The organism is Methylomonas sp. BG-2 (assembly GCF_057766305.1).
The window spans coordinates 1-5,130 of the sequence record NZ_JBYMAP010000269.1 but is presented as its reverse complement, the minus strand read 5'-3'; the positions used below and the strand labels follow the sequence as shown (position 1 = coordinate 5,130).

Genomic DNA, 5,130 nt, shown 5'->3' with positions numbered 1-5,130 from the left:
TCGATGATTGAAGCGACGACACCGGCACCCACGGTGCGACCGCCTTCGCGAATCGCGAAGCGCAAGCCGTCTTCCATCGCGATCGGCGAGATCAGCTTGACGGTGACGGAGATGTTGTCGCCAGGCATCACCATTTCGACGCCTTCCGGCAGTTCGACCGCCCCGGTCACGTCGGTGGTGCGGAAGTAAAATTGGGGGCGATAGCCGTTGAAAAACGGCGTATGGCGACCACCCTCTTCCTTGGACAATACGTAAATTTCCGCCTTGAAGTGCGAATGCGGCTTGATGCTGTTGACGTGCGCTAGGACTTGACCGCGTTCGACGTCATCGCGCTTGGTGCCGCGCAGCAAGACCCCTACGTTGTCGCCGGCTTGACCTTGATCAAGCAGCTTGCGGAACATTTCCACACCGGTGCATGTGGTTTTTTGTGTGTCGCGAATACCGACGATTTCCACCTCTTCACCGACTTTGATAATCCCACGTTCCACACGACCCGTAACGACAGTACCGCGACCTGATATAGAGAATACGTCTTCAATCGGCATCAAGAATTTGCCGTCGATGGCACGCTCAGGCTCTGGGATATAACTGTCCAACGCCTCAACCAGTTTAACAACGGATTGAACGCCGATTTCGCTTTGATCCCCTTCCAGGGCTTTTAGCGCGGAACCAATAATGATCGGGGTATCATCGCCCGGGAACTCGTATTGATTCAGCAGCTCGCGGATTTCCATTTCAACCAATTCGATCAATTCCGCATCATCGACCATGTCGGCTTTGTTTAGAAACACCACAATATAGGGTACGCCAACTTGACGAGACAGCAGGATATGCTCGCGGGTCTGCGGCATCGGGCCATCAGCCGCCGAACAAACCAAAATGGCACCGTCCATTTGCGCGGCACCGGTAATCATGTTTTTGACGTAGTCGGCGTGCCCCGGGCAGTCCACGTGCGCGTAGTGGCGCGACGCTGACTCATATTCCACGTGCGAGGTTGAAATGGTGATGCCGCGCGCGCGTTCTTCTGGCGCATTGTCAATTTGATCGAAGGCTTTCGCTTCACCGCCTTGCAGCTCCGCCATTACTTTCGTCAACGCGGCTGTTAACGTGGTTTTTCCGTGGTCAACATGACCAATCGTGCCCACGTTGACGTGCGGTTTCTTTCTTTCAAATTTTTCTTTTGCCATTGTAAAAACACCCTACACAAAAACAAACTACCAAACTGGAGCTCATAACCGGATTTGAACCGGTGACCTCTTCCTTACCAAGGAAGTGCTCTACCTTCTGAGCTATATGAGCGAAATTCCATTCAGAAAATGGAGCGGGTGATGGGAATCGAACCCACGCAATCAGCTTGGAAGGCTGGAGTTCTACCATTGAACTACACCCGCGTAGCCTTCTGTTTAAAATGAAGTGGTGGAGGGGGGAGGATTCGAACCTCCGAAGGTAGAACCGGCAGATTTACAGTCTGATCCCTTTGGCCGCTCGGGAACCCCTCCGTTACTTAATCAGTCAATTATCCTTGTTTTGATCCTACCCGTCAAGATGTTTTTAGTTTCCATGAACAAACTCTTCACCATTAAGCACCCCACCCAGCCTCAATGAAACAAACTCGAACAACCTTGATTGCCCAGCCAACTCTTCCCGAGATGGCGCGCTTAACACGTAGTCGGCAACAACCTCCCCAGAGACAGGCCGTCCAATACCAAACCTCAATCTGGCAAACTCATTTGAACCCAGGCTAGAGATAATATCGCGGAGGCCATTGTGCCCGGAATGTCCTCCACCACGCTTGGTTTTAACAACACCCACCGGCAACTCAAGGTCATCATGCACAACCAACATGACCTCTCGCTGAAATTTGTAATATCTTAAAACCTTTACAACCGAAGACCCGCTTCTGTTCATAAACGTTTGCGGCTTCACCAAGACTAGTAATTTGTTATCAACTACCAACTCTCCGATCTCAGCCTCAAATCCAGCAACCTTTCTCCAACGCCCACCAGAACCGGCCAGCAGATAATCGAGAAACAAAAACCCGACATTATGCCGGGTTTTCTCGTATTGCCGCCCCGGATTACCCAAGCCGACAAGCACCTTCATCATCAAGCGAATTTGTTATTCCGATTCTTCACCAGAACGAGACTTGACGATCTGAGCGACAGGATGATCATGCTCAACACCATGCTGGAGAGCAGCAATCTCAACACCGTTCGGCAATTTCAGATCAGACAGATGCACAGCCTCGCCAATTTCAACCCTGGCTAAATCAACCTCAATAAACTCAGGCAACGCCGCCGGCAAGCAAAGCACCTCAACATCGACCATAGCATGAGTAACAACCCCGCCCTTCTTAACACCAACAGAAATTGTCTCATTGATAAAATGTAGCGGCACATGAACCTTCAGCTTGTGCGTTTCGTCAATACGCATAAAATCCATATGCAGAATTTGAGGCTTGGCAGGATGCCTTTGAATCTGCTTCAAAACAGCCTTCTCGGTTTTGCCGTCAATTTTCACATCCAACACATGAGAGTAAACAGCTTCGTGCTCCAAGTGCTTAACAACTTCATTGTGATCCAGCACCAGCATTTGCGGGGAAGCATCAGCACCATAAATAATCGCCGGAACCTTACCGGCGCGACGAACCCCTTTCGAAGCACTACTTCCAGCACTTGCACGAGATTCCGCTACAAATTCAAATACGTTAGCCATTTATTTCTCCAAAAGCCGCACCCAAGGCGCCCGCCCAAAAACCAATAAAAACTCTAATCCACATAAAGCGAACTCACCGACTCACCCACAGCAATCCGCCTGATCGTTTCCGCCAACATCTCGGCCACACTCAACTGCCGAATTTTATCAACAGTTACGAGTTCAGTAGTCAACGGAATTGTGTCCGTCACGACCAACTCGTCCAAGACCGAGTTTCTGACGTTATCGACAGCCAGCCCAGACAAAACAGGATGAGTACAATACGCCACCACTTTGTTTGCCCCGTGCTTTTTCAAAGCCTCGGCAGCATGACAAAGAGTCCCTGCGGTATCGACCAAATCATCAACCATCACACAGGTACGCCCTTCAACGTCGCCTATAATATGCATGATTTCGGAAACATTCGGCCTAGGCCTGCGCTTATCGATAATCGCCAAGTCCGCGTCACCCAATCGCTTGGCTATAGCCCTAGCGCGAACCACGCCACCAACATCTGGTGACACAACAATCAAGTTTTCGTACTCTTGCCGCCAAATATCGCCAAGTAGAATTGGGGATGCATAAACATTATCCACGGGAATCGCGAAAAACCCCATGATCTGGTCCGCATGCAAATCCACCGTCAGCGCGCGATCCGCCCCTGCATTTCCTATCATATCGGCAACCAGCCGAGCGGTAATAGGCACCCTCGCGGAGCGCGTACGCCGATCTTGCCTAGCGTATCCATAATAGGGCATTACAGCTGTAATTCTCGCCGCAGACGCCCTGCGCAACGCATCGATCATCACCAACAATTCCATCAAGTTCTCGTTGGCAGGCGCGCAAGTGGGCTGAATTACGAAAACATCACGCCCCCTGACGTTTTCTTCAATTTCGACAAATATTTCGCCATCACTGAAGCGCCCGACACTAGCCATGCCCAACCGCATGTTAAGCTTCTTTACAATACCTTCGGACAATGCCTTATTGGCATTGCCGGAGAATACCATTACCGAAGCTTCGCGCATTGAAGCACACTCCTAAAGAGGCTACATATGAGGATTATGGCTGGGCTGCAAGGATTCGAACCTTGGTATGCGAGGATCAAAACCTCGTGCCTTACCGCTTGGCGACAGCCCAAAAATTTGATTAAACCGATCCGTGTTCAAACATTCCATGAAGCGGGGACTTATTTACCCCTTTGGCCAAATAAACCGACCAACCATCTTTCAATGCGAAATAAACCCTCTCAGCCGAAGATCTATCCGCAAACCGCGCAAACACGCAAGCACCGGTCCCGGTCAACTGCGGCTCTGCAAAACCAGACAAAGCATCAAGCGCATTCGCTACCGGCTCATACAGACTCTTAACCACAGCAAGACAGTCATTTCCACTATCCCCTGCAATAAAGTCGCTCATTTTGATTGATTTACTATTTCTTGTCAACCGCTCAGCCAAAAAAATTTCTTTCGTATTCACATGACAATCTGGCTTAATAACTACGAACCAGGATTCGGGTAATATCATAGGCTGCAAGACTTCACCCACCCCCTCTCCCCATGCGGAATAACCGGCAACGAACACCGGCACATCGGCCCCTAAACGCAAACCTAAGCTAATTAATGTTTCCGACGGCAAATTGAGACCCCATAAGGCATTCAGCACAACCAATGTCGTTGCCGCATCCGAACTACCACCACCCAAACCACCGCCCATGGGCAAAAACTTGTCTAGCTGAATCCTCACGCCCAACTTGCATCCGGTATGCTGCTTTAGCAACAAGGCCGCTCTGACGGTCAGATCGTCTCGCGCCGCCACCCCCGGAGTCTCGTTAACCAATTCAACCACATCACCGTCAACCGGATGAAATGTTAACCAATCGCACAAATCGATTAATTGAAAAACGGTTTGCAGCAAATGGTAGCCGTCGGGTCGCCGACCGGTAATTCTCAACATTAAGTTAAGCTTGGCCGGCGCCGGCCAACGTTCGCCCCAGCGATTTTCTTGAATTCCCGTCACGACAAATCCCACCGATCCACAAATAACTTTATTCTTGTTTTGTCCCGCTGCACGCTCATTTTCCTCGGCAAAGCAACTCGCTCAACCTGAAACATTTCCTGAAACATCACCAACCATCCCAACTGAAAAAAACCGCTTGGCTGCTCAGTAACCGCGAATTCCGGCCGACTCATGCCCAACACCCAAAACCTTAGCGCGCTGACCGGCAACGAAATCCCAAGCCCCTCCTCAACCATCAAGTCAACATCTCCCTGAAGCTCGCGACGCGTCTCGCCATCATCGATTATCACAACGTCGCCGCCCACTGAAATCCGAACCCGCCCCTGCGCCAATGGTCCGCTCAGCTCGATTTCATCGACCTGACTAGAGTGACGCCAATTCACACTGACCGAAACGGACTCACGCTCATCGACAAAA

6 protein-coding genes and 4 tRNA genes are annotated in these 5,130 nt (G+C 50.6%); all 10 read right to left on the bottom strand.

From position 1 onward, the window contains the following. Window positions 1-1,187, bottom strand: a 1,187-nt coding sequence (gene tuf, locus AC3B8H_RS18440) for an elongation factor Tu (RefSeq protein WP_488442994.1), incomplete at its 3' end; no start/stop codon positions are given. 36 nt (window positions 1,188-1,223) lie between these two features. Continuing rightward, window positions 1,224-1,299 (bottom strand) — tRNA-Thr (locus tag AC3B8H_RS18435). Window positions 1,300-1,317: 18 nt separating this feature from the next. Next, window positions 1,318-1,391 (bottom strand) — tRNA-Gly (locus tag AC3B8H_RS18430). Between the two features lie 23 nt (window positions 1,392-1,414). Continuing rightward, a tRNA-Tyr gene (locus AC3B8H_RS18425) sits at window positions 1,415-1,499 on the bottom strand. 52 nt (window positions 1,500-1,551) lie between these two features. Beyond that, window positions 1,552-2,106 (bottom strand): aminoacyl-tRNA hydrolase, encoded by a 555-nt coding sequence (gene pth, locus AC3B8H_RS18420; RefSeq protein ID WP_488442995.1) that lies wholly within the window; start codon window positions 2,104-2,106, stop codon window positions 1,552-1,554. A gap of 12 nt (window positions 2,107-2,118) precedes the next feature. After that, window positions 2,119-2,715 (bottom strand): 50S ribosomal protein L25/general stress protein Ctc, encoded by a 597-nt coding sequence (locus AC3B8H_RS18415; protein WP_488442993.1) that lies wholly within the window; start codon window positions 2,713-2,715, stop codon window positions 2,119-2,121. A gap of 53 nt (window positions 2,716-2,768) precedes the next feature. Then, window positions 2,769-3,722, bottom strand: coding sequence for a ribose-phosphate diphosphokinase (locus AC3B8H_RS18410; RefSeq protein ID WP_488442992.1), 954 nt, complete (start codon window positions 3,720-3,722; stop codon window positions 2,769-2,771). Between the two features lie 37 nt (window positions 3,723-3,759). After that, a tRNA-Gln gene (locus AC3B8H_RS18405) sits at window positions 3,760-3,834 on the bottom strand. A 9-nt stretch (window positions 3,835-3,843) separates the two neighbouring features. Then, a complete protein-coding gene (gene ispE, locus AC3B8H_RS18400; RefSeq protein ID WP_488442991.1) occupies window positions 3,844-4,713 on the bottom strand; it encodes a 4-(cytidine 5'-diphospho)-2-C-methyl-D-erythritol kinase in 870 nt (289 codons plus the stop codon). After that, on the bottom strand, window positions 4,710-5,130 hold a 421-nt coding region (locus tag AC3B8H_RS18395; protein WP_488442990.1), incomplete at its 5' end, for an outer membrane lipoprotein LolB. The genes ispE and AC3B8H_RS18395, both read right to left, overlap by 4 nt.

Excerpts from the sequence above, each read along its gene's own strand:
- pth (WP_488442995.1), bottom strand. The coding sequence starts at position 2,106 with ATGATGAAGGTGCTTGTCGGCTTGGGTAATCCGGGGCGGCAATACGAG.
- AC3B8H_RS18410 (WP_488442992.1), bottom strand. The coding sequence starts at position 3,722 with ATGCGCGAAGCTTCGGTAATGGTATTCTCCGGCAATGCCAATAAGGCA.
- AC3B8H_RS18415 (WP_488442993.1), bottom strand. The coding sequence starts at position 2,715 with ATGGCTAACGTATTTGAATTTGTAGCGGAATCTCGTGCAAGTGCTGGA.